This window comes from Micromonospora sp. CNZ296 (assembly GCF_007827635.1).
In genome coordinates this window covers 44,203-65,898 of the sequence record NZ_VISW01000001.1, presented here as the reverse complement: position 1 = coordinate 65,898, position 21,696 = coordinate 44,203, and the positions used below count along the sequence as shown (strand labels likewise).

The following is a 21,696-nucleotide window of genomic DNA, read 5'->3' as shown; positions in this document are numbered from 1 at the left end:
AAGCCCGGCCGGCTACCGGCCCGGCCCGGCGCTCGGCTGTGGCGCTCGGCTGTGGCGCTCGCTGGCCCGGCGCCCGGCCGGCCTAACGCTCGACCGGCCCGACGCCCGACCGGCCCGACGCCCGACCGGCCCGACGCCCGACCGGCCCGGCGCTCGATCGGCCTGACGCGTCCTGACGCGAAGCGGGATGGTTCGGCGCGCTACCGGGCGCGGCGCTGTGCCGGGGCGGGCGGCGGAGGGTCGAGCAGGCCGAGGCGGTGCGCCAGCGCGGCGGCCTCCACCCGGTTGGTCACGTCGAGCTTGGCGATGATCCGGGAGACGTGCACGCTCGCCGTCTTCGGCGAGATGAACAGGCGCTCGGCGATCCGGCTGTTGCTGTGCCCCTCGGCGACCAGCCGCAGCACCTCCTGCTCCCGGCTGGTCAGCAGGTCCGGCCCGGGGCGCCCGGTGCCGCGCAGCCCGACCCGGCGGGCAAGCGTCGCCGCCTGCTCGCCCAGCGGGGTGGCACCCAGCCGGGCGGCCAGCTCGGCCGTCTCCCGTACCGCGGCGGCCACCTCGTCCCGCTCGCCCGCTGCCGCGGCCGCCTCGGCCAGCCCGAGCAGCGCCCGGCCCAGCGGGTACGGCTGCCCGGCCGTCCGCCACGCCGCCACCGTCGCCCGCCACGCGGCGAGCGCGTCGGCGGGACCGGTGGGCGCCGTCCCGCCGAGGATCGCGGTGACGTGGGCGGCGTGGGCGTGCTCGGCCGGGTGCCGGGCCGGCAGCGCGGCGGCCACCGCCGACACGTCGGCGGCGAGCGTCGCGTCCCCGGTCAGCGCGGCGGTACGCGCCAGCGCGTTCAGCACCGGCCAGCCCTCGCGGGGCAGGTCGGCCAGGTGCGCGTCGGCCAGGGCGGCGCGCGCCGCGCGTACCGCCTCGGGCTTGTCGTCGGCGGCGAGCGCCGCCTCCACGCGCAGCTCGTGCAGCGGCAGCCGGTGGTTCGGCCAGAGGTACGGGCGGCCGAGGAACGCCAGCGCCCGCCCGACGACCTCGTCCGCGCCCGGATGGGCGCGGGCGAGGTGGAGCCCGGCGCGCAGTTGCAGCCAGTGCAGCCCGGACACGCCGGGCGGGTCGATGCGGGCGGCCTCGGCGCAGGTGGCGTCCGCCTCGTCCCAGCGGCCCAGCGCGATCAGTGCCTCGGCCCGGTTCGACAGCAGGTACGCCCCGATCGAGCGGCTGATGCCGACCCGGCGCGCCTCGCTCACCCCGGCCGCGGCCGCCTGTTCGGACTCGTCGTAGCGGCCCAGCTCGTAGAGCACGTCGGAGAGGAAGACCAGTGCGCTGACCAGGGCCCACGAGTCGTCGGCCGCCCGGGCCCGCGCCTCCACCCGGCGCAGCTCGGCCAGCCCCAGCTCCGGCGTGCCGTCGATGCGGTGCAGCAGGGCGATCCGGGTGGGCAGCAGCACCAGGTCGGTGCCGACCTCGGACGCGCCGGCCGCGGCCTCGGTGGCGACCGAGGCGGCCTCCCGAGGGTCGACCTTCATCAGGTGCGACGCGATGTCGGCGAGCACGCCGAGACGTTCCGGGCCGTGCGGCGCACCCGCCGCCAGCCGGTACGCCTCGCGCAGCTCGGCCGCGCCGTCGCTCTTGCCGAGCAGCGCGAACAACCGGCCCCGGTGGTCGAGCAGGCGCGCCGCGCGCAGCGGTTCGGCGTCGGAGTCGACCTCGGCCAGCGCGGCCCGGGTGAGCGTGAGCGCCCGGCTGAGGTCTCCGGCGGTCACCGCCGCGGTGAGCGTGTCCTCCAGCACCCGCAGGTGGTCCATGCCGAGCCGGTCGGCGGCGTCGGGCACCTGCTCCCAGAGTTCGAGGACGCGCTCCAGCAGCCGGCTCTGCTCGGCGTACGCGTACCGCTCGGCCGCCGCCTCGGCGGCGACCCGGGCCGCGGTGAGCGCGCGCGGGTGGTCGTGTGCCGCGTACCAGTGGTGGGCGATCTCAGCCGGCGCGCGACCGGCGGCGACCAGGTGCGGCTGAGCCTCGATCGCCGCGGCGTACCGGGCGTGCAGCCGCGCGTGCTCGCCGGGCAGCAGGTCGTCGTGCACGGCCTCGCGGACCAGCGCGTGCCGGAACTCGTAGTCGCCGTCCGGGTCGGCCACCACGAGCTGACCGGCGACGGCGGCGCGCAGCGCGTCCTCCAGTTCGGCCTCGGGCAGGCCGGCCACCTCGGCGAGGAGCTGGTGGGCGAACCGGGTGCCCCCGGCGGCGGCGATCCGCAGCACCCGCTGGGCCGGCTCGGGCAGCCGGTCGACGCGGGCCAGCAGCAGGTCGCGCAGCGTCTCCGGGATGGCCGCGCAGCCGACCGGGCCACCGGCGGCGGCCAGCTCCTCGATGAAGAACGGGTTGCCCTGGGTGCGTTCGTGCACGTCGTCGACGGTCCGGGCGACCTGCTCGGTGCCGAGCAGGTCGGCCAGCACGGCGGCGGTGCCGTCGCGGTCGAGGCGGCCCAGCTCGATCCGGTCCACGCCGCGGACCCGGTCCAGCTCGGCGAGGAACGGCCGCAGCGGGTGCCCCCGGTGCAGCTCGTCGGTGCGGTACGTGCAGACCACCAGCAGGCGGGTGGCGCGGGCGGCCCGCACCAGGAAGCCGATCAGATCCCGGGTGGACCGGTCGGCCCAGTGCAGGTCCTCGATCACCAGCACCAGCGGGCGTTCCTCGGCGATCCGCCGGAACAGCTCGGCGACCAGGTCGAACAGGTAGCCGCGCGGGGTGTCGGCGAGGGCCGGCCCGGCGGGCGCGGCGACGCCTGCGGGCATCCGGGCCAGCTCCGGCAGCAGCCGGGCGAACTCCGCCTCGTAGCCGGCGAAGGCGGCCGGCCCGTCGTGGCGCAGCACGTCGCGCAGCGCGGCGGCGAACGGGGCGAACGGGAGGCCCGCCTCGCCCAGCTCCAGGCACTGGCCGACGAGCAGGCGCGCGCCGGCGGCGTCCACCTGCGTGCCGAACTCCTCCAGCAGCCGGGTCTTGCCGACGCCCGCTTCGCCGCCGACGAGCACCGTCGCCGGCTCGCCGGTCCGGGACCGGGCCAGCGCGTCGCCGAGCGCGGCCAGCTCGGGCCGGCGGCCGACGAGGACGGTGCTGGCGGCGCGTACGGTCACGCCGTCGAGCATGCCACGGCCCTCCGACGGCCCTACCGGGCCGATCGGACGGCGGAAGGCCGCCGGTCCGGCCGCCCCCGTGACGGCCGGACCGGCGAACTCCCCCACGGCACCGGCCGCGCCCACATTCCCGGGGACGGCCGGACCGGCGAACTCCCCACGACCCACAGCACCGGCCGCACCGGCGAGCCCGGCGACGGCCGCCGGTGTGGTCACCGGCGGGCGTCGGCGGGGCGGGCGTTGTGCTGGCGGCGGCTGAGCCAGCCGCGCGGGTGCCGGCGTGGCAGCGACCGGGCAAGCCGGTCCTGGGCCGCGTCGGCCTGCAGCTCGGCGGCGTGGCTGCGGTGGATGCTGAGGATGAGGTCTGCGTCGTTGCCGAACATCTCGGATCTCCCTGTCGTGCGGTGTGTCCCTGTCGAGATCGACTCTCCACGCGAAGGTGCCCCCGGGGCATGGGTACGCCGCCTGATCTTCGGCCGTCCCGCCTCCTTACCGGCGGGCCGATTCGGGACGGCGCGGCGGTAAGGTACTCAGCCCACGGCGCAGGGGGCGGCCACGGATCAACGGGGTGCGCGCCGACCACTAGACTCTGCGGTATGGCAAAGCCCCAGGAGAAGGTCTCGTTCGGCCAGCGGCTGAAGCAGATCGGGATGGTGTTCCGGTTCACCGCCAAGCAGGACAAGTGGTTCGCGCCGCTGACCGCGGCGGCGGTGCTGATCCCGCTCGCGCTCACCGTGGTCGCGGTGATCGCCTGGGGCTGGATCTGGTTGCCGATCGGCATCCTGCTCGCCCTGCTCGCCGTGCTGATCGTGCTCAACTTGCGCTCCAACAAGGCGATGATGAACGCCGCCGAGGGGCAGCCGGGTGCGGCGGCGCAGATCATGGAGAGCATGCGCGGCGACTGGCGGGTCACCCCGGCGGTCAGCTCCACCACCCAGATGGACATGGTGCACCTGGTGGTGGGCCGGCAGGGTGTGATCCTGCTGGCCGAGGGCAACCCGCAGCGCGTACGCGGCCTGCTCGGCCAGGAGAAGCGCCGCCTGGCGAAGGTGATCGGCACCGCCCCGCTGCACGACTACGTGATCGGGCAGGGCGAGGGTGAGCTGCCGGTCCGCAAGCTGCGGATGACGCTGATGCGGCTGCCCCGCGCCCTGTCCCCGAAGGACGTCAACGCGCTCGACAAGCGGCTCAAGGCGCTCACCGCGCGGCCGCAGATGCCCAAGGGCGCGATCCCGAAGAACATGCGGCCGGCGCGTGGCGCGTTCCGGCAGACCCGGGGTCGCTGACCTCCGGCGTACGCGAGAAAGGAGCCGGTCCCGTGCGGGGCCGGCTCCTTCTTCGTGCGGGTCAGCGGCGCGGGGCGTCGGTGACGACGGACCCGGCGAGCCGGTCGTGCAGGCCGCGCCGGTGCTCGTCCATGAGCAGGGCCGGCACCACGAGGGCCAGCAGGAAGCCGCGCAGCAGTCCGCGGAGCAACCCGATCCGGCCGCCGTCGGCCCAGGACACGCAGCGCAGCCGGGTCAGGTACATGCCGGGGGTCTGGGCGAACAGGCCGATGAAGAAGCCGTACTCCAGGATCAGCACCAGGACCGGCGGCCAGCCGTCGCGGACCGGGTCGGAGAAGGCCCGGGCGACCATCAGGCACAGCACCCAGTCGATGATCAGGGCGCCGAAGCGGCGGCCGAGGCTGGGCGGGGTGAAGGCGGGGTCGGTGGCGGGCGGCACCGGTGTGGCGGCGGTATCGGTCACAGCGGCCAGGGTAGCGCCGCCGCGACCCCTGACGAAAAATACGACATTCGGCATCAGAGGGTGCCGGGATGACGCTCCGCAAGCGACGTAACACGGCGGAAACAGACGAGACACGGCCGGGCAACCCCCCGGCCATAGCGTCGCCAGTAGCCAGCTAACGGAGTGGACCTGCCAGGAGGACGTGTGTTCGCCAATTCCGAGGAACTCCTGCGATACCTCGCCAACGAGGACGTGAAGTTCGTCGACGTACGTTTCTGTGACCTGCCCGGCGTGATGCAGCACTTCAACCTGCCGGTCGAGTCGTTCGACGACAGCGTCTTCACCGACGGCCTCGCCTTCGACGGATCCTCGATCCGCGGCTTCCAGGCCATCCACGAGTCCGACATGCTCCTGCTGCCGGACGTCGCCACCGCCTTCATCGACCCGTTCCGGGCCCAGAAGACGCTCGCGCTCAACTTCTTCATCCACGACCCGTTCACCCGCGAGGCGTACTCCCGCGACCCGCGCAACGTGGCGAAGAAGGCCGAGGCGTACCTGGCGGCGAGCGGCATCGCCGACACCGCCTACTTCGGCGCCGAGGCGGAGTTCTACATCTTCGACTCCATCCGCCACGAGACCTCGGCACACCAGTCGTTCTACTACATCGACTCGATCGAGGGCGCCTGGAACAGCGGCCGGATCGAGGAGGGCGGCAACCGCGGTTACAAGACCGCGTACAAGGGCGGCTACTTCCCGGTGCCGCCGGTGGACCACTACGCCGACCTGCGCGACCGGATCGTGCGGCGTCTCGTCGACGGTGGCTTCACGGTCGAGCGGTCGCACCACGAGGTCGGCACCGCCGGCCAGTCGGAGATCAACTACAAGTTCTCCACCCTGCTGCACGCCGCCGACCAGCTCCAGCTGTTCAAGTACATCGTCAAGAACGAGACCTGGGCCGCCGGCAAGACCGCCACGTTCATGCCCAAGCCGCTGTTCGGCGACAACGGCTCCGGCATGCACACCCACCAGAGCCTGTGGCGTGGCGGCGAGCCGCTGTTCTACGACGAGACCGGCTACGCCGGGCTGTCCGACACCGCCCGCTGGTACATCGGCGGCCTGCTGCACCACGCCCCGTCGCTGCTGGCCTTCACCAACCCGACGGTGAACTCCTACCGTCGTCTGGTGCCGGGCTTCGAGGCGCCGGTCAACCTGGTCTACTCGCAGCGCAACCGCTCCGCGTGCACCCGCATCCCGGTGACCGGCAGCAACCCGAAGGCCAAGCGCGTCGAGTTCCGGGTGCCGGACCCGTCGAGCAACCCGTACCTGGCGTTCTCGGCGATGATGATGGCCGGCCTGGACGGCATCAAGAACAAGATCGAGCCGCCGGCGCCGATCGACAAGGACCTGTATGACCTCCCGCCGGAGGAGTGGGGCGACGTCAAGCAGGTCCCGGGTTCGCTGCCCGAGGTGCTCAACGCGCTCGAGGCCGACCACGACTACCTGCTCGACGGCGGCGTGTTCACGCCGGACCTGATCTCCACCTGGGTCGACTGGAAGCGGGCCAACGAGGTCGATCCGGTGCGTCTGCGCCCGACCCCGCACGAGTTCGCGATGTACTTCGACTGCTGAGGTAGATCAAGGCGCCGACCCGCACGAATCGGGTCCGACCTGACGGACGGCGGTCATGCCGGCTCACAGCCGGCGTGGCCGCCGTTTCGTGTCGAGCGGTCGCGTGCTGATCGTGGCATGGCCGGATGTCAGCGATGATGAGGCGACCGCTCGTAGGGGTAGTGATGACAACACGACCGACGCTGTTCCTGACCGTAGGACTGCCGGGCACCGGGAAGACCACGGAGGCGCGGCGCATAGAGGTCGAGGAGAAGGCCCTTCGTCTGACGAAGGACGAGTGGGTGAAGGCCCTCTACGGGCTGGCGAACCCGCCGTCGGCTTCGGACGTCATCGAGGGACGGCTCATCGAGATCGCGCTGCGGGCGCTCGAACTCGGCGTCAACGTCGTCATCGACTTCGGCCTCTGGGGCCGAGATGAGCGCTCGGCTCTACGACAGGCAGCAGCCGACCTCGGAGCGTCGGTGACGATGCGCTACTTCCAGCTCACACCGGCCGAGCAGCGGCAACGGCTTGACCGGCGGCAGGCCGAGGAGCCGCACACGACCTGGCACATGTCCGACGAGGAACTCGCCACGTGGGCTGCCGTCATGAGCATCCCGACGCCGGGGGAACTGGACGGCAGTGAACCTGTCGACGATCCACCGGCCGGGTTCGCCACCTGGGACGAGTGGCGCAGGCACCGCTGGCCTGCCTTCATCTCCTAGAACCGCGTGGGAACGTCCACACGACCGCCACGACCACCACCAGCACCGTCATCAGCACCGCGCCCGGTGCCTTGCTGAACCGGGCCAGGTTGGATCCGTCCGGCAGGGTGAGCGCCGAGGCGACCGCGCAGGGCGCCACGAACCAGACCTGCCGGGCCAGCGGCACCGCCGCGACCGCGAGCACTGTCAGCGGCCAGATCGCGTACCAGGGGTGGAAGACCGGGGCGAGCAGCACCGTGGCGGCGAGCGCCAGCCCCGCGCCGAGCAGCGCCACCCGGGGCCGGGCCAGCGTCAACCGGGCCACCCGCTGCCGGGTGTCGTTGAGCCGCCGCAGCGCCGTCCACGCCTGCCACCACAGGGCGACGAGCGTCCCGGCGAGCAGCACCAGCGCGACCCCCCGGGTCACCGACACCGCCTGCGGTCGTAGGCCGGCCAGCTCACCGCCGTAGTCGATGACGAAGCCGACGGCTGTGGGCGGGGAGGTCCACTGCTGCGAGTCGCCGCTGTGGCCGAGCCCCTCCACCCAGCCCAGCCCGAGGCCGGTGGCGAGCGACACGACCAGCAGCGTGCCGAGCACCGACGCGGCCAGCTGCCCGCCGTCGCGCAGCAGCGCCCGCCAGGTGTAGCGGCCGAGCACGGCGGCGAGCGCCGCGAACGGCAGCGCCACGACGGCGACCGCCTTCACCGCCACGGCCAGGCCGAGCAGCACCCCGGCCACCAGCAGCGCGCGCGGCTTGCCCGGCAGGCGGACCAGCACCAGCAGGCCGAGCAGGAGCAGCCCGAGCGCGAGCGCGTCGTTGTGCGCGCCCGCCACCAGGTGGATCCCGACCAGCGGGCACGCGAGCACCAGCCAGGCGGCGCGGCGGGTGGGCACCCCGGCGGCGCGGGCCAGGCCGGGCAGGCAGAGCGCGGCCAGCAGCACCCCGGCCACCGCGACCAGCCGCAGCGCCACGACCGTCCCGATCAGGCCGCCACCGGCGAGGACTGCGAGCCCGGCCAGCAGCACGAAGAACGGCCCGTACGGCGCCGGGGTGTCCCGCCAGATCGGCGACACCGAGTCGGTCCACGGGCAGCCGGCCGCGGCGACCCCCACCCGGTACGGGCTGAGCCCCTGCGTCCACGTCCAGCCCTGGCAGGCGTACGAGTAGACGTCGCGGCTGCCGATCGGCGGCGCGGCGAGCAGCGGCAGCGACCAGAGCCCGGCGGTCACGTACGCCCACCGGCCGGACGGGGCGCCCCACCGCAGCGACCACCAGGCGCCCACCAGCAGCAGCGTCCCGGCCAGCCAGCAGCCGAGCGTCACCGGCCCGTGCGGTGCGGCCCAGATCGCGGCGAGCGTGCCGCGCGGTGGTGTGCCCGGTAGCGCGCCGCCGAGCCATCCGGCGACGGTGAGCAGTACGGCACCGGCGAGGCCGGCGTAGCGGGCGAGACCGGCGGCGATCGGCCGGACGGGTCCGTCGGGCTCGCTCACCGGCACACTCCTCAGTCCACGGGAACCGGCTGCCGGCCCTTGCGAGCCGACCGTACCAACCACACGACCACCCCGATCACGAACAGGGTCATCAAGGGCGCACCGGGCATCTTGGTGTACCGGGGTAAACCGGTGCCGTCGGCCAGCACCAGGAACGACGACACCACGGTGACGATCGAGAACCAGAGCGTGCGGTGCGCGGTGGCGGCGAGCACGGCCAGCGGCCACAGCCAGTACCAGGGGTGGAACAGCGGGGAGAGCGCGACGGTGGCGGTCAGCGCCAGCCCGGCGTGCCAGAACGGCTCACCGCGACGGAACGACCGGAACCAGAGCCAGATCAGCACGGCGACCAGCACGACCATGCCGATCGCCCGGGTCACCGGCAGCGCGTCGACGTGCACGCCGAACGGCGCGAGCAGGTAGCCGACGGTCTGCCCCACCGCCGTCGGCGGCGACGTCCAGGCCACCACCAGCCCGCCCTGTTCCAGCCCGCCGACGAACCCCAGCCCCAGCCCGGAGGCGAGGGTCACGGCGGCGAGCGCGGCGAGCGAGCCGCCGACCACCCACCCGCCGTCGCGCACCAGCGTCCTGATCCGGTACGCCCCGACGATCGCGGCCAGCGCGGCGAACGGCATCACGACCAGCGCGGTGACCTTGACGGCGGCGGCGAGTCCGAGCAGCACCCCACCGGCGAGCAGCGGTCCGGGCCGGCCCGGACGGGCCGCCACCACCGCCAGCCCGGCGACCAGTAAGCCGATCATCAGCGCGTCGTTGTGCGCGCCGGAGACCAGGTGCACGGGCACCAGCGGGCTCGCCAGCGCCAGCCAGAGCGCCCGCCGCGGCGGCACCCCGCACCGGCGGGCCAGCACCGGCAGCGCCCACGCGGTGAGCGCCACCCCGGCCACGGCGAGTACCCGGAACAGCGCGACGGCGGCGAGCAGCGAACCGGCGGCCTCCACCACCGCACCGGCGAGCAGCACGAACAGCGGCCCGTACGGCGCCGGGGTGTCCCGCCAGATGTAGGAGATGGTGTCCAGCCAGGGGCAGGGCAGCGCTGAGACGCCCTGCTCGTAGGGGTTGATCCCGGCGGAGAAGCTGGCGCCCTGGCAGGCGTACGCGTACACGTCCCGGCTGCCCAGCGGCGGCGCGACCAGCATCGGCAGCAGCCACAGCGCGACTGTGACCAGCACCCACCGGGACGACGGCACCCGGTCCCGCAGCGACCACCAGGCCCACGCCAGCAGCGCGGTGCCGACCAGCCACAACCCGATGATCAGCGGCCCGTTCGGGCCCTGCCAGATGCTGACCGGGGTGGGACGCAACTCGCCGTCGGGCAGTGCGCCGCCGAGGAACGCGGCCACGGCGAGCAGCACCGAACCCGCCAGGCCGATCCAGCGCGAGAGGTGGTGAGGCACGTCCGACATGCTGCCAGTACGGTGGTTCGCGATCAGGAGGTGGGCATGCGGGGCGGTCGGGTGGTGGCGGTCTCCGCCGTGTCGGCGCTCGTCCTCTGCGTGCTCTACCTCACGCTGCCGGCCACCGGCTCGGACCTGTCCGCGCAGGTCGCCCGCGCCGGGTTCTTCGCCGAGCACGGGGCCGCCCTGGTCGACCTGCGCTGGTACGGCGGCGTGCACCCGTGGGGCTACAGCCTCGTCTCGCCGCCGCTGATGGCGCTGCTCGGGGTACGCGTCACCGGCGCGCTCGCCCTGCTCGCCTCCGCCACCGCGTTCGCCGCCCTGCTGGTGCGGACCCGGGTGCCCCGTCCGCTGCTCGGCAGCCTGGTCGGCGTGGTCACGATCGCCGGCAACCTGGTGTCCGGCCGGGTCACGTACGCCCTCGGCGTCGCGTTCGGCCTGGCCGCGCTGCTCGCGCTCACGCTGCCCGCCCGCCGCACCCGATTCGCCGCCGCCGCTGCCGATGGTGTCGCTGCCGGTGGCGGCCGGAACGTCTGGGCGGCCGTCGCCGCCGGTGCCGCCGCGCTGCTCGCCTCGGCGGCCAGCCCGGTGGCCGGGCTGTTCGTCGGGCTCGCCGGCGTCGCGCTGCTGCTGTCCCGCCGGTACGCCGACGGCCTGCTGCTCGCCGTACCGGCCGCGGTGCCGCTCGCAGTGACCGGGCTGCTGTTCGGCGAGGGCGGCTGGATGAACATCAGCACGGCCGACACCGTGCACGCCGTGGTGACGAGCCTGGTGGTGGCGGCTCTCGTGGCGTACCGGCCGGTGCGGGTGGGCGCGCTGCTGTCCGCGGCCGGGGTGCTGGCGTCGGCGCTGCTGCACACGCCGGTCGGGCTGAACGCGACCCGCCTGGTGGTGATGTTCGCGCTGCCGGTGCTGGCCGCCGCGGCGACGACCCCCGCATGGTTCACCGCGAGCCGCCTCGGCGGCCGACTCGGTGCGGGCCGACTCGGCGCGGGCCGTCCCGACAGCGACGCGCATGGCATTGGCCGGCTCGGCCAGGGTCGGTCCCGCCGGGCTGTCGGAGCGGCCGGGCTGGCCGCCCTGCTCGCCGTCGTCTGCTGGTGGCAGCCGCCGGTGGTCACCGCCGACCTGCGCAGCGCCGACGATCCGACGGCCGACCCGGCGTACTTCGCTCCGCTGCGCGCGGAACTGGCCCGGCGCGGGCTCACCGGACGGGTGGAGGTGCCGCCGACCCGCAACTACTGGGAGGCGGCCCGGATGGGTGAGGTGCCGCTGGCCCGGGGCTGGCTACGCCAGGCCGACATCGACCGCAACCCGCTGTTCTTCACCACGGTGCCCGGCGCGGACGGCACCGGCATTCCGCTGACCTCCGTTACCTACCGGGACTGGCTGGCCGACAACGCGGTGCAGTACGTGGCAGTGCCCGATGCCGAGTTCTCCTGGGTGGGGCGATCCGAGGCGAAGCTGGTCGAGCTGGGCCAGCCGTACCTGACCGAGGTCTGGTCGAACCGGCACTGGAAGCTGTACGCGGTGGCCGAACCCACCCCGATCGTCGGCGCGCCGGGTGAGCTGATCAGCCAGGACGGCGCTTCGATCACGTTCCGCGCCCTCGCCCCCGGCCCGATCCCGATCCGGGTACGCCACGACCGCTGGCTCACCGTCTCCAACGGCGCCACGGTCACCCGAGCCGGTAAGTGGACCACCGTAACGGTCCCCCAACCCGGCACCTACACCCTCACGAGCTGACCCGGCTAGAGATCTTGGTACGAAAAGGCCCTCATAGGGGCCGTTTGCTACCAAGATCTCTCGGCGCTCCCGAGATGCGGAACGCATGGCTCGCGTGTCGGGACAAGCCTCGGTAGAGGAGCAGCGAAGGCGGTCAGCGAGGCCCCGGCACGCCGCGGCACCCGGGCCGGCATCCGGGCCCGGGTCTAGAGGGGGGACTCCAGGATTCGCTGGACGACTGTGCGGGAGTGGCGGCCGGTGCGCAGGTACTCGTCGAGGAACTCGCCCTGGTCCTCGCGCCCCAGCAGCCGCACCACACCGGCCAGCTCCACCCCGTGCCGGGGCAACTGGTCACCGGCCCGGCCGCGTACCAGCATCAGCGCGTCGCGCACCTCGGCGGCGAGCGTCCAGCCGGCTGCCAGCTCGGCGGCGTCGGAGGCGTCGAGCAGCCCGGCGTCGCGGGCGGCGGCGAGGGCGTCGAGCGTACGGGTGCCGCGCAGGGCGGGCACCTGACCGGCGTACCGGAGCTGCAGCAACTGCACCGCCCACTCGACGTCGGCCAGCCCGCCCCGGCCCAGCTTGGTGTGGGTGGCCGGGTCGGCGCCCCGGGGCAGCCGCTCGGTCTCCACCCGCGCCTTGATCCGGCGGATCTCGACCACCTGCTCGCGGCTCAGCCCTTCGGCCGGATAGCGCACCGGCTCGATCATGGCCTCGAACTCGGCGCCCAGGTCGGCGTCGCCGCAGACGAACCGGGCGCGCAGCAGTGCCTGCGCCTCCCACACCCGGGACCAGCGCGCGTAGTACTGCGCGTACGCGGCCAGGCTGCGGACCAGCGGGCCCTGCCGGCCCTCGGGGCGCAGGTCGGCGTCGACGCCCAGCGGCGGGTCGGGGGCGGGCGCGGACAGCAGCCGGCGCAACTCCTCGGCGACGGCGTGCGCTGCTGCGCTCGCCGCGCTCTCCTCCACCCCGGGCGGCGGGTCGTAGACGAACAGCACGTCGGCGTCGGAGAGGTAGTTCGACTCGTACCCGCCGAGCCGGCCCATGCCGATCACCGCGAAGCGCAGGCCGGACGGTCCGGGGTGGACGGTACGGGCGGCGCGCAGCGCGGCGGCGAGCGTGGCGTCGGCGACGTGCGACAGCGCGGTGCCGACAGCCGTCACGTCCACCACTGTGGGCCGGCGTTCCCCGCCGCCGACCGGGCGCGGGGTGAGCGGGGCGAGCGAACCGGCGCGGCTGAGCACGTCGGCGGCGGCGATCCGGACCAGTTCCCGGCGGCGCAGCGCGCGGACCGCCCGGATCGCCTCGACCGGGTCGTCGTGGCGGGCGGCAGCGGCGGCGAAGCCGTCGACGAGCGTCTCCCGTGGACGCGGGGTCAGTTCGCTGTCCTCGGCGAGCAGCCGCAGCGCCTCCGGTTCGCGGGCCAGCATGTCGGCCGCGTACCGGGACGAGGACAGCACCCGGGCCAGCCGGCGCGCCACCGGGCCGGAGTCGCGCAGCAGGCGCAGGTACCAGGGGGTGCTGCCGAGCTTGTCGGAGACCTGCCGGTAGTTGAGCAGTCCGCGGTCCGGTTCGGGGGCGTCGGCGAACTCGTCGAGCAGCACCGGCAGCAGCGTGCGCTGGATGGCGGCGGTCCGGCTGACCCCGCCGGTGAGCGCCTGGAGGTGCCGCAGCGCGCCGGCCGGGTCGGCGAAGCCGAGCACCTCCAGCCGGTGCCGGGCCGCCTCGGGCGTGAGGCGCAGCCCTTCGGCCGGTACGCGGGCCACGGATTCGAGCAGCGGCCGGTAGAGCAGTTTGGCGTGCAGCCGGCGTACCTCGGTGGCGTGGGTGACCCACTCGGCGCGGAACTCCTCGACGGCGCTGCGGCCCGGCGTGGCCGCGTAGCCGAGCGCGGCGGCGAGCCAGCGCAGCGCGGCCGGTTCGGTCGGCACGGTGTGGGTGCGGCGCAGGGCCTGGAGCTGGAGCCGGTGCTCGACGGCGCGCAGGAAGCGGTAGCCGCGCAGGAGAGCCTCCCCGTCGGCGCGGCCCACGTAGCCGCCGGCGACGAGCGCGCGCAGCGCCGGCACGGTGCCGGGCACCCGCAGCGACTCGTCGCCCCGGCCGTGCACGAGCTGGAGCAGCTGGACGGCGAACTCGATGTCGCGCAGCCCGCCCGGGCCGCGCTTGATCTCGCGTTCCAGCTCCTTCGGCGGCACGTTGTCGAGGATCTTGCGGCGCATGGACCGGACGTCCTCGACCGCCTCGGGGCGCTCGGCGGCGGTCCACACGAGCGGGGCCAGCGCGTCGATCCACTCCTTTGCGAGTTCCAGGTCTCCGGCGGCCGGGCGGGCCTTGAGCAGCGCCTGGAACTCCCAGGTGCGCGCCCAGCGCTTGTAGTAGGCGAGGTGGCTGGCGAGCGTGCGCACCAGCGGCCCCCGGTTGCCCTCGGGACGCAGCGCCGCGTCGACCGGCCACGCCACCAGCCCGCAGATCTGGATCAGCCGGGTGGCGATCTGGGTCGCGGCGGGCAGGTCGTCGTCGGTGGCGGAGACGAAGATGACGTCGACGTCGGAGACGTAGTTCAGCTCGTCGCCACCGCACTTGCCCATCGCCACCACTGCGAGCCGGGGGCGCGGCGTGCCCTCCGGCAGCTCGTCGGCGGCGATGTCGTAGGCGGCGGCCAGCGTGGCGTCGGCCAGCCCGGACAGCGCCGCCATGGTCTGCTCCAGGCCGCGCCCGCCGGTCAGGTCGGCCGCCGCGATCCGCAGCAGCGCGAGCCGGTACGCCTGCCGCAGCAGCGGGACCGCGCCGGTGACGGTGGTGAGCCGGGCGGCGACGCCGAGGTCGAGCCGCCCTTCCGCGGTGGGGGCGAGCCCGTCCGGCTCGGTCGCCAGCACCGCCCACTGCCCGGGGTTGGCGACCAGATGGTCGCCGAGCGCGGACGAGGCGCCGAGCACCGCGATCAGCCGGCGGCGCAGCCCGGGGTCGGCGGCCAGGGCGTCGCGTACGGCCACCTCGTCGCCGGAGCGCCGCTCGGACTCGACCAGCCGGTGCAGCTGACGCAGGGCCAGGTCCGGGTCGGCGGCGCGGGACAGCGCGGCGAGCAGTTCGGCGGCGCGTTCGTCGGCGGGTTCCTGGGTGTCGGGCCGCCACAGGGCAAGCCCGTCCGGGCCGAGCAGGTCCGCGGCGCGGGTGGCGCCGTCGCCCTCGGCGAATCCGTAGCGGGCCAGGCGCCCGCGGGCCGGCCGGGTCACCGTCAGGCCCCGAGCAGCGGCAGGCTACGGCGCGGGTTGTCGTCGCCGAGTTCGCCGAGCGCGAGCGCGGCGAACCGGATCGCGAACGGCTGCCACGCCTCCTCGACGTCGGCCATCACCCGGTCGCAGGCCGCCACCACCAGCTCCGGGTCGTAGCCCAGCTCGGCCAGCACGGCCGAGTCGCGGGACCACTCGGCGATCATCGCGGTGTCGCACTCGATGTGGAACTGCAGGCCCCAGGCCCGGTCGCCGAGCCGGAACGCCTGGTGCGGGTAGCGGGTGGACGCGGCGAGCAGCGTCGCGCCGTGCGGCAGCTCGGTGATCTCGTCGGCGTGCCACTGGAGGACGTCGGGCATCAGCGGCACGTACCGGAACAGGGGGTCGTCCTCGGCGGCGTCGCGCCGCCCGACGAGCGCCGGACCGACCTCCGGACCGGACGGGCTGCGTTCGACCCGGCCCGCGTGCGCGGTGGCCAGCAGTTGCGCGCCGAGGCAGACGGCGAGCGTGGGCACGCGCCCGCGGACCGCCTTGCGCAGCAGCCCCTCCAGCGCCGGGAACCAGGGCGCGCCGGGGCCGCCGTCGGACCCCGGGTATGCCTGCTGGTCGCCGCCGAGCACCACGAGCGCGGCGTACCCCTCCAGGTCGCCGGGGAGCGGGTCACCGGCGTGCGGACGCAGCACGCGCAGCTCAAGGCCCCCTTCGCTGAGCCACTCCCCCAGGCGGCGGAGGTCGTCGGTCGGGTCGTTTTCGATCACCAGCGCGGTCGCCACGACGTCGAGGCTAACCGGTACGCCCGACAGGGCACGGTCCGGCAGGCCCTAGGCTCCGATCGTGCCTGACGACTGCCTGCGCCCACCGGCCCTGCGTCCCGGCGACGCGGTGATGCTGGTGTCCCCGTCCGGGCCGACCCGTCCCGAACGGGTGGCCCGCGGCATCGAGCTGCTCACCGGCTGGGGGCTGCGGCCGGTGCCCGCGCCGAACGCGTACGCCAGGCGGGGTTACCTGGCCGGCGACGACGCGCTGCGGGCCGCGGACCTGAACGCGGCGTTCGCCGACCCGGAGATCCGCGGGGTGATCTGCACCCGGGGCGGCTACGGCGCGCAGCGGGTGGTCGACCTGATCGACATGGCGGCGGTACGCCGGGATCCGAAGGTGGTGGCCGGGTTCTCCGACATCACCGCGTTGCAGTTCGCGCTCTGGCGGGGCGCCCGCCTGGCCGGGGTGCACGGGCCGGGCGCCGCGTGGCGGGACGAGCGCACGCCGATCCGCTCGGCGGAGTCGCTGCACGCCGCGCTGACCAGCGCCGAGCCGGTGACGGTGACGGCGGTCGAGGCGGAGGAGACGTTCCCGGTGCGGGTGCCCGGCCGGGCCGAGGGCCGGCTGCTCGGCGGCAACCTGTGCCTGATCACCGCGTCCATCGGCACCCCGGACATGCCCGACCTGACCGGGGCGATCCTGCTGGTCGAGGAGGTGCAGGAGCCGCCGTACAAGATCGACCGGATGCTCACCCACCTGCGCCGCTGCGGTGCGCTGGACGGGATCGCCGGGGTGGCTGTCGGCCAGTTCACCGAGTGCGCGGACGGCTGGGACACCACGGTCGTGGACGTGCTCACCGACCGCCTGGGCGACCTGGGCGTGCCGGTCCTCGGCGGCCTGCCCATCGGCCACGGCCCCAACCAGCTCACCGTCCCGGTGGGTACCCCCGCCACCCTGGACGCCACCACAGGCACCCTGACGGCGACCGCCGCCGTCCGCCAAGGCTGAGGCCCACCCCGGCGATCATGAGGTTGGCGGCAGTTCAGAGATCCACAACTGCCGCCAACCTCATGATCAACGCGGCGAGGGCGTGAGGTGGGCCACGGCGCCGATCTCCAAGGCGGCCCAGACCGCGCCGTCGGGGGTGACCGTGAGGCCGTGGGGTTCCGAGGCCGGGGTGGGCAGGGTGTGGGCGGTGATGTGGCCGTCCGGGTCGATGTGGCCGATGCGGTTGGCGCCCCACTCGGTGAACCAGCAGCCACCGGCCGGATCGGCGACGATGGCGTGCGGGCGCGCCGCCCGGTCCGGCAGCGGGAACTCGTCGATCCGCCCGTCCGGCGTGATCCGGCCGATCTGCCCGGCGACGATCTCGACGAACCAGAGCGCGCCGTCACCGCCCCGGGTGATGCCGACCGGCCCGGCCGCCTCGGTGGGCAGCGGATGCACAGTCACCGACCCGTCCAGGCCGACCCGGGCGATCGCGTTCGCCTGGTTGAGCGTGAGCCAGAGCGCGTCGTCCGGGCCGGCCGCCAGCATCGACGGGAAACCCTTGGTCACCGGCAGCGGGAAGGACGTCACCTCCCCGTCGACGCTCACCCGGCCGATCGTGTCGTCGCTCATGCCGGCGTACCAGAGCGCGCCGTCCGCACCGACCACCAGCCCGCAGGGGCCGCAGCCGGGCGGCAGCGCCACCGAGCCGGTCTCGCCGTCGACTGTGATCCGGCCGAGCCGGTCGTCGCCCGAGCGGGTGTACCAGAGCGCGCCGTCGGGGCCGCCGACGATGATCAGCGGGCGGCTGCCGGGCGGGTCGTCGCGGTAGGTCCGTACCTCACCGTCGAGGCCGAGCCGGGCGACGCCGCCGGAGCCGGCCAGCGCCAGCCAGAGCGCGCCGTCGGGCCCCACCGTGATCGAGTACGGCCCGGAGCCCGGCCCGGTGAGCGGGATCTCGCGGATGGCGGGCTGTGTCATCGAGTGGCCTTTCGTCGGGTTTCGCCTAGCCTCGCGGGCGCTCCGGCACCCCGGCAACACGAATAATTCGGGCCTTCCGGACGGGATTGCCAGCTCGCTGACAGGTTCGCCACGGGTGGCCCTCAGTTCCGGCGACCACTGTCGGTGACGTCATCGCACCACCACCGAACAGGAGAATCGCATGATCCGCACGATGTCGAAGAAGCACCTGCTGGCCGGCCTGGCCGCCGCCGGCGTGCTCGGCGTCGGGATCGCCGCCCCGACGGTGGCGCTCGCCGACGACAAGAGCCCGAACCCGTCTTCGAGCGCCAGCAGCACCACCGACCAGGGTGACGACCGCCGCCAGAAGCACGCCGACCGGCAGGCCGAGTTCGCCGAGGCGCTCGCCAAGGAGCTGGGCGTCTCGACCGACAAGGTCACCACGGCGCTGGAGAAGCTGCACGAGCAGCGCCAGGGCGATCGCCCGGAGCGGCCGGAGCGGCCGTCGACCGAGGACCGGCAGGCCGCGCTGAAGGAGCGGCTGGACCAGGCCGTCACCGACGGCAAGCTCACCCAGGAGCAGGCCGACGCGGTGCTCAAGGCCGCCGAGGCGGGCGTGTTCCCGGGCCCGGGCAAGGGCGGCCCGGACGGCAGGCCCGGCCACCACGGCAAGGGTGGCGACAAGGGCGGCCCGGAGGGCAAGGCCGACCAGGGCGCCGAGGCCGAGCAGGAGGGCCAGGGCGGCAAGTGACGCGGTGGCCCCGCCGCCCCTCACCGGCCGTTCCCTCCTCCTGGCCGGCGCCCGGCGGGGCCACCCACGCCTGATCCCCTCGGACCGCGGCGGGGTGGTGGTGCACTCGCACCGCCACCCCGCCGCGCCCGTGTCAGCGCAGGTACGGCCCGTCCGCGCCGATCTTGCCCGGCGCCGGGTTGCCGGGCAGGTCGAGCACGTAGACCCGGAGGTTGCCCTTGCCGCCGACCGCGGCGGTGAGCGTGCCGTCGGTGACCGTCTTCACGTCGCCGGTGACCGCGTCCACGTACCGGCCGTTCGGCACCCCGCGGAACGTGGCGCCGCCGGACACGGTGACCAGCGCGAAGCTGTCCACCGTGCCCTGGGTGAAGCGCCGCTTGTACGCCATCGCGCCGCTCACACCCTCGGTCGAGTACTGCCCCTTCTGCAGGGCCGGCACTGCCCGCCGGATCAGGTTGAGCCGCTGCACGTGCTTGACCAGCGGCTGGGCGAGCGTGGTGGCCACCGCCCCGCCGGCCGAGCCGACCACCCCGAAGTCGCTCGCGGTGACGCTGCCGGCCAGGTGGTCGCCGTAGTAGGCCCGCCCGGTGGTGGCGAGCGGGCAGGTCGGCCCGCAGTCGATCCGGGCGCCCTTGCGGAACTCGATCTCCGAACCGTAGTAGAGCGTCGGGATGCCGCGGAACGTCCACATCAGGCTCATGTTCTCCGCCCAGGCGTCGGTGCCGCCGGTGTACCGGGTGGAGGACTTGTTCGGCCCGTAGTCGTGGCTGTCGACGTAGACCACGTTGTACGTGGCGTCGTTGTAGCTGTCGTCGGAGTCCTTCCCGTTGCCGAACGCGTTGCCGGCGTCGGAGAAGTTCATGTGCATCCGCATGTCGATGACGTTCATGCCGGAGAACTGCGAGCGGTCCGGCGCGTGGTACGTGTTGCCGCGCAGGAACGCGTTGTCGGTGGTCGGCTGCCCGTTCGGGCCGAGCAGCTGCTCGTGGTCGTACTGCTCGATCGCGGCGCGGACGTCGTCCGGGCTGTACTCCTTGCGCTCCTTCCAGGTGAAGAACTGCGCGGAGTGGTTGACCGAGCCGCGGTTCCACTTGTCGTTGACGAACGCGGCCACCTCGCCGAAGACGTAGAAGTCCTTGCCCTTCTCGCCGAACCGGGCGACCGCGTGCTGCTGGATGGCGGGCAGGAAACGCCGGTTCCAGGTGACCCGGGGGATGTGCACGGCGGTGTCGATCCGGAAGCCGTCCACACCCATGTCGATGAACCGGTTGTACGCGTCGATCAGGTACTGCTGCACGGCGGCGTTCTCGGTGTTGAAGTCGGCCAGGTCCTCGTGCAGCCAGCAACTGCGTGAGTCCTCACCCTCCCAGTTGCCGATCCAGCACTGGTGGTACTTGTCGGCGGGGAAGAGCTTGCTGGTCGGGACCGGCCACTGGCACTGGTGGAGCGTGTAGCCCTCGGGGCTGCGCCCGCCGGTCGGCGTACCCCAGTTCAGGCACTGGTTGCCGGCCGGCGCGGCGGACGACCACACGTCGCCGTTGTAGGGCCGGCCCTTGGCCTTGGCGTTCTGCGCCGGGGTGAGCGCCGGGTCGTTCCCGGTCGCCTCGACCATCGGGTCGTACTCCCGGCCGGCCTGCGGCTGGTCGTAGTACCACTTCCACTGGTCGTCGCGGGTGCCGTAGACGGTGGGCGTGAACAGGCCCTTGGCGCCCCACCGGGAGCTGTGGTTGTAGACCACGTCCTGGAAGATCTTGATGCCCTTGGCGTGCGCGGCGTTGATCAGGTCCTGGTAGGAGGCGCCCGCGCTCTCCAGCCGCGGGTCCACCCGGTAGAAGTCCCAGCCGTGGTAGCCGTGGAAGTCGTAGTCGGACCGGTTGAGCACGACCGGGGTGATCCAGAGCGCTGAGAAGCCGAGCGCCTTGATGTAGTCGAGCTTGTCGACCAGCCCCTTGAAGTCGCCCCGGAACATCGGGTCGTCGTTGGCCGCGTTGCCGGAGGCGACGTGCTGGCTGCCGCCGCGGTTGTTCGTGGGATCGCCGTCGGCGAACCGGGCGGTCATCACGAAGTAGATGGTGTCCTCGCGCGGGTCGCCGCCCAGCGGGGCGCCGCCGGTCTGCGGGGCGCCGGTGGTCGCGGAGGCGGGCGCACTCGCCGCCGACCGGTTGCCGGCCGCGTCCAGGGCCCGCACGGTCCAGGTGTACGCGGTGCCGGGCCGCAGGTCGTACGCGACGTGCCGGGTGGTGGCGCTGGTGACCGTGGTGCCGCCGGCTCCCCCGGTGCGGGTCAGCTCGTACCCGGTGACGCCCCGGTCGTCGGTGGCGGCGGTCCAGGTCAGGGTGACCGCCAGACCGTCGGCGACGGCGGTGAGGCCGCCCGGCGTGGACGGCGGGGTGGTGTCCGGGGTGACCGGCGCGCACGGGTCCGCGGCGGCGGCGGTGACCCGGCCGTTGTCGACGACGCTGCGCCCCGCGCCCAGGGTGTAGTCCGCGCCGCCGTTGTTGTCCCAGGCGCCGGCGGTGTTGTTGAACGCGGCGGTCAGGCCGGTGGCCGTGCCGAGGTCGACGATCCGGCGGGCCCAGCCGGCGCAGCGCGTCTCCATGGCCACGCCCGGCGCGGTGGTCCAGGCGCCGCCGGCGGGCCGGTAGTGCAGGTTCGCGGCGGTCCAGCCACGCGGCGTGAGGTGGTACCAGACCTCGGCGGTGTTCCCCGGCGTCGGGCTCGGCGCGACAGTGGCGGACGGGCTCGGAGTCGGGGTGCCGGACGGCGACGGGGTGGCGCACGGGTCGCCCGTGCCGATCCGGCCGGCGGCGACGGTCACGGTGCCGGCGCCGAGGCGGTAGTTGGCAGCGTTGTTGTTGTCCCAGACGCCGCTGCCGTTGGTGAAGACGACCTGGGCGCCGGTGGCAGCGCCCAGGTCGACGGTCTTGCGACGCCAGCCGGCGCAGGCGGTGTCCATCGGCACGCCGGGCACCGGCGTCCATGCCTGCCCGTCCACGCCGTAGTGGATGTTGACGGACGTGCCCCAGGCGGCCGGTGGCTGGTAGTAGACGGTGACGGTGTTCGCCGCCGCGGCGGCGGTGAACGGCAGCAGCGCGGCGAGCACGCCGGCGGCGAGCGCGAGCGCTCCCCACCGGCGGCGGTTGGTGGTGGTGCCCCTCATGGCGCTCTCCTGACACCCACGCCCGCACGACGGGCGCAAGGGGATGAAGGCGTTG

Annotated in this window: 15 protein-coding genes; 6 read left to right on the top strand and 9 right to left on the bottom strand. The window is 74.2% G+C overall.

What is annotated here, in order from left to right:
- Nucleotides 1-200 precede the first annotated feature (200 nt).
- Nucleotides 201-3,125 carry an ATP-binding protein gene (locus FB455_RS00310; protein WP_327652137.1) on the bottom strand — a complete coding sequence of 975 codons (2,925 nt, stop codon included), beginning with the start codon at nt 3,123-3,125 and terminating at the stop codon, nt 201-203.
- A gap of 212 nt (nt 3,126-3,337) precedes the next feature.
- Complete coding sequence (locus tag FB455_RS34140) at nt 3,338-3,508, bottom strand: hypothetical protein (protein ID WP_013287746.1); 171 nt, start codon at nt 3,506-3,508, stop codon at nt 3,338-3,340.
- A gap of 213 nt (nt 3,509-3,721) precedes the next feature.
- Between FB455_RS34140 and FB455_RS00305 the strand changes: the two genes are divergently transcribed.
- Entirely contained in the window at nt 3,722-4,411 is a 690-nt protein-coding gene (locus tag FB455_RS00305; RefSeq protein WP_013287747.1) for a DUF4191 domain-containing protein, read from the top strand.
- 61 nt (nt 4,412-4,472) lie between these two features.
- Here the strand turns inward: FB455_RS00305 and FB455_RS00300 are convergent, their stop codons facing one another.
- Nucleotides 4,473-4,928, bottom strand: coding sequence for an RDD family protein (locus tag FB455_RS00300; RefSeq protein ID WP_013287748.1), 456 nt, complete (start codon nt 4,926-4,928; stop codon nt 4,473-4,475).
- 129 nt (nt 4,929-5,057) lie between these two features.
- Here FB455_RS00300 and glnA point away from each other — a divergent pair, with 129 nt between their 5' ends.
- Nucleotides 5,058-6,482: a type I glutamate--ammonia ligase gene (gene glnA, locus FB455_RS00295; protein WP_013287749.1), complete on the top strand. Its 1,425-nt coding sequence runs from the start codon at nt 5,058-5,060 to the stop codon at nt 6,480-6,482.
- A 164-nt stretch (nt 6,483-6,646) separates the two neighbouring features.
- The gene (locus FB455_RS00290; RefSeq protein WP_013475688.1) at nt 6,647-7,186 is read left to right on the top strand and encodes an ATP-binding protein; all 540 of its coding nucleotides are present in this window, start codon (nt 6,647-6,649) and stop codon (nt 7,184-7,186) included.
- Here the strand turns inward: FB455_RS00290 and mptB (FB455_RS00285) are convergent.
- Nucleotides 7,176-8,657 (bottom strand): polyprenol phosphomannose-dependent alpha 1,6 mannosyltransferase MptB, encoded by a 1,482-nt coding sequence (gene mptB, locus FB455_RS00285; RefSeq protein WP_145751724.1) that lies wholly within the window; start codon nt 8,655-8,657, stop codon nt 7,176-7,178. The two genes, FB455_RS00290 and mptB (FB455_RS00285), sit on opposite strands and share 11 nt — an antisense overlap.
- Before the next feature lie 11 nt (nt 8,658-8,668).
- Nucleotides 8,669-10,081 carry a polyprenol phosphomannose-dependent alpha 1,6 mannosyltransferase MptB gene (gene mptB / locus FB455_RS00280; RefSeq protein ID WP_091331074.1) on the bottom strand — a complete coding sequence of 471 codons (1,413 nt, stop codon included), beginning with the start codon at nt 10,079-10,081 and terminating at the stop codon, nt 8,669-8,671.
- A gap of 36 nt (nt 10,082-10,117) precedes the next feature.
- Between mptB (FB455_RS00280) and FB455_RS00275 the strand changes: the two genes are divergently transcribed.
- Nucleotides 10,118-11,818 carry a hypothetical protein gene (locus FB455_RS00275; RefSeq protein ID WP_145751722.1) on the top strand — a complete coding sequence of 567 codons (1,701 nt, stop codon included), beginning with the start codon at nt 10,118-10,120 and terminating at the stop codon, nt 11,816-11,818.
- Between the two features lie 185 nt (nt 11,819-12,003).
- On the opposite strand, the gene FB455_RS00270 is transcribed toward FB455_RS00275, so the two are convergent.
- Together FB455_RS00270 and FB455_RS00265 are read right to left on the bottom strand one after the other, a co-directional pair.
- On the bottom strand, nt 12,004-15,027 hold the full coding sequence (locus FB455_RS00270; RefSeq protein ID WP_013287754.1) for a bifunctional [glutamine synthetase] adenylyltransferase/[glutamine synthetase]-adenylyl-L-tyrosine phosphorylase: 3,024 nt from the start codon (nt 15,025-15,027) through the stop codon (nt 12,004-12,006).
- 2 nt (nt 15,028-15,029) lie between these two features.
- Nucleotides 15,030-15,797 carry a type 1 glutamine amidotransferase gene (locus tag FB455_RS00265; RefSeq protein ID WP_013287755.1) on the bottom strand — a complete coding sequence of 256 codons (768 nt, stop codon included), beginning with the start codon at nt 15,795-15,797 and terminating at the stop codon, nt 15,030-15,032.
- Between the two features lie 112 nt (nt 15,798-15,909).
- On the opposite strand from FB455_RS00265, the gene FB455_RS00260 reads away from it, so the two are divergent.
- Nucleotides 15,910-16,791 carry a S66 peptidase family protein gene (locus FB455_RS00260; RefSeq protein WP_221488452.1) on the top strand — a complete coding sequence of 294 codons (882 nt, stop codon included), beginning with the start codon at nt 15,910-15,912 and terminating at the stop codon, nt 16,789-16,791.
- A 66-nt stretch (nt 16,792-16,857) separates the two neighbouring features.
- Here the strand turns inward: FB455_RS00260 and FB455_RS00255 are convergent, their stop codons facing one another.
- The gene (locus FB455_RS00255; RefSeq protein WP_013287757.1) at nt 16,858-17,751 is read right to left on the bottom strand and encodes a Vgb family protein; all 894 of its coding nucleotides are present in this window, start codon (nt 17,749-17,751) and stop codon (nt 16,858-16,860) included.
- Nucleotides 17,752-17,932: 181 nt separating this feature from the next.
- On the opposite strand from FB455_RS00255, the gene FB455_RS00250 reads away from it, so the two are divergent.
- Nucleotides 17,933-18,481 (top strand): hypothetical protein, encoded by a 549-nt coding sequence (locus FB455_RS00250; RefSeq protein WP_013287758.1) that lies wholly within the window; start codon nt 17,933-17,935, stop codon nt 18,479-18,481.
- Nucleotides 18,482-18,614: 133 nt separating this feature from the next.
- On the opposite strand, the gene FB455_RS00245 is transcribed toward FB455_RS00250, so the two are convergent.
- The gene (locus tag FB455_RS00245) at nt 18,615-21,641 is read right to left on the bottom strand and encodes a carbohydrate binding domain-containing protein (RefSeq protein ID WP_013287759.1); all 3,027 of its coding nucleotides are present in this window, start codon (nt 21,639-21,641) and stop codon (nt 18,615-18,617) included.
- Nucleotides 21,642-21,696 lie beyond the last annotated feature (55 nt).

What these genes read in the sequence shown, in the direction of transcription:
- FB455_RS00250 (WP_013287758.1), top strand. Translation starts at nt 17,933, where the DNA reads ATGATCCGCACGATGTCGAAGAAGCACCTGCTGGCCGGCCTGGCCGCC.
- FB455_RS34140 (WP_013287746.1), bottom strand. Translation starts at nt 3,508, where the DNA reads ATGTTCGGCAACGACGCAGACCTCATCCTCAGCATCCACCGCAGCCAC.
- mptB (WP_091331074.1), bottom strand. Translation starts at nt 10,081, where the DNA reads ATGTCGGACGTGCCTCACCACCTCTCGCGCTGGATCGGCCTGGCGGGT.
- FB455_RS00300 (WP_013287748.1), bottom strand. Translation starts at nt 4,928, where the DNA reads ATGCCGAATGTCGTATTTTTCGTCAGGGGTCGCGGCGGCGCTACCCTG.
- FB455_RS00305 (WP_013287747.1), top strand. Translation starts at nt 3,722, where the DNA reads ATGGCAAAGCCCCAGGAGAAGGTCTCGTTCGGCCAGCGGCTGAAGCAG.
- FB455_RS00290 (WP_013475688.1), top strand. Translation starts at nt 6,647, where the DNA reads ATGACAACACGACCGACGCTGTTCCTGACCGTAGGACTGCCGGGCACC.
- FB455_RS00245 (WP_013287759.1), bottom strand. Translation starts at nt 21,641, where the DNA reads ATGAGGGGCACCACCACCAACCGCCGCCGGTGGGGAGCGCTCGCGCTC.
- FB455_RS00275 (WP_145751722.1), top strand. Translation starts at nt 10,118, where the DNA reads ATGCGGGGCGGTCGGGTGGTGGCGGTCTCCGCCGTGTCGGCGCTCGTC.
- FB455_RS00260 (WP_221488452.1), top strand. Translation starts at nt 15,910, where the DNA reads ATGCTGGTGTCCCCGTCCGGGCCGACCCGTCCCGAACGGGTGGCCCGC.
- FB455_RS00255 (WP_013287757.1), bottom strand. Translation starts at nt 17,751, where the DNA reads ATGACACAGCCCGCCATCCGCGAGATCCCGCTCACCGGGCCGGGCTCC.